Annotated in this window: 2 protein-coding genes; both read left to right on the top strand. The window is 40.6% G+C overall.

Annotated elements, in window-relative coordinates; translation table 11 throughout:
• Window positions 1–70: 70 nt before the first annotated feature.
• Window positions 71–625 (top strand): REP-associated tyrosine transposase, encoded by a 555-nt coding sequence (locus tag ACTXGO_RS13860; RefSeq protein ID WP_443574928.1) that lies wholly within the window; start codon window positions 71–73, stop codon window positions 623–625.
• A gap of 292 nt (window positions 626–917) precedes the next feature.
• Window positions 918–1,361: type I restriction endonuclease (locus tag ACTXGO_RS13855; RefSeq protein WP_443574927.1), on the top strand; the 444-nt coding region annotated here is incomplete at its 3' end.

Below are 1,361 nucleotides of genomic sequence, written 5' to 3'. Positions count from 1 at the left end.
AAAAAGCACCTTACGCAAGATTTGAGTTTATGAATGTTTTAAATGTAAATTCTAAATAGGTTATAAAATAGTGCCACAATATATACGCTCATACACTAAAGGCGCGACCTACTTTTTTACATTGGTTGCGTATGAAAGACGGCCAATATTTTGTAAAGATGACTTTTTGAAAGCCTTTAAAGCAAGTATAAAAACAGTTCAGCAGCAATATCCTTTTGAAATTTTGGCATGGGTACAGTTGCCTGATCATTTACATTGTATTTGGCAGATGACAGACGAGGATACTAACTATAGTCAATGCTGGTCACGTATAAAGCGCCTTACAACAAGGGCTTGCCCGCAATATCATCTGGCATCAGATGACTTAAGTACTTCAAAGGTTAATAGAAACGAGAAGGGATTGTGGCAGCGCCGCTTTTATGAACATCAAATTCATAGCGAAGAGGATTTTATAAATCATATGAATTATTTGCACTACAATCCTGTCAAACATGGATTAGTCAAAAAGGTTGCTGATTGGCCATATTCTAGCTTTCATCGTCATGTAAAAAAGGGCAACTATCCAGCCGATTGGGGAGCAAAAATCATTGAATTACCAGAAAAATTTGCTGATAATTTAGAATAAGATGTTTTTTGTAGGATAATATCCAATGTACCATTGGCGATATTTCGAATTATAAACAGTATTCTGTAGGGTGATTCAGGTTTAAGATGTTCTTGTAGGGTGCGTTCCACGCACCATCGACAATATTTTCGAATTATAAACGGTGCTTAGAAAGCACCCTACACCTGACACGAGTTTAAGGTAGGTTTCAAATTATAAACAGTGCTTGGAAATCACCCTACGCATGATTCAGGTTTAAGATGGTTTTATAGAGTTTCGTTTCACGCACCAAAACATTAAAAAGGACATCCTATTGAAATTCACCGAAGACCGACTTGAACAAGCCATTATCGAGCTACTAGCGGCCGAGGGCTATCCGCACAGCGTAGGCGCGGCACTTAGTCTTGAGACTGGCCGTAATCCTGATGACGTGCTCATCAAGTCCGATCTTCGTGCGTTTCTCGCCACTCGTTATCAAGCCGACTCAATCACTGACTATGAGATTGACGCCATCATCCATAAGCTCGACTACCTGCCTGCATCCGATCTGTACGACACCAATAAAGCCGTTATGAAATGGATCGCTGATGGATTTTTACTCAAGCGCGAAGACCATACCCAAAAAGACTTATACATCCAGCTGATCGATTATGAGGCACTCGATAACAACCGCTATCGCATCGTCAGCCAAATGGCGATACAAGGCTTTGAGACCCGTATTCCCGACGCCATTCTCTATATCAACGGCTTACCACTG

It is taken from the genome of Psychrobacter sp. T6-1, from assembly GCF_052258445.1.
Note: the sequence above shows the minus strand (reverse complement) of the source record. Positions and strands in the feature narration are given on the sequence as shown.